Source organism: Pseudomonas sp. QLc11A, assembly GCF_052112305.1.
Lineage (GTDB): Bacteria > Pseudomonadota > Gammaproteobacteria > Pseudomonadales > Pseudomonadaceae > Aquipseudomonas > Aquipseudomonas laurylsulfatiphila.
Window position 1 is genome coordinate 1 of sequence record NZ_JAVAJJ010000090.1, and the last position, 258, is coordinate 258.

The window sequence follows — 258 nt, forward strand, 5'->3', positions numbered from 1 at the left end:
TGCCCACGCTGACCGGCAGGCTGCCGGAGCTCTGGCCTTCAGCGATGGTGATGACCTTGCCGCTGTCGAGGGTCACGGTGACCGGACCGTTCTGCGCAGTGACCGGTTTGCCTTGGGCATCGGTCAGCGTGGCGGTGTAGGTGATGGTGCCGTTTTCATCCACGCTCGGGGTGGCGGTCAGGGTCACCGTGGTGGTGTCGTTGACATCGTTGACCGTGGTGGTCACTGGCGTTTTCACCGGATCGATGGACTCGAGGT

Annotated in this window: 1 protein-coding gene; it reads right to left on the minus strand. The window is 63.6% G+C overall.

What is annotated here, in order from left to right; genetic code table 11:
• Positions 1–258, minus strand: a 258-nt coding sequence (locus tag Q8X48_RS30035; protein WP_407802687.1) for an immunoglobulin-like domain-containing protein, incomplete at both ends; no start/stop codon positions are given.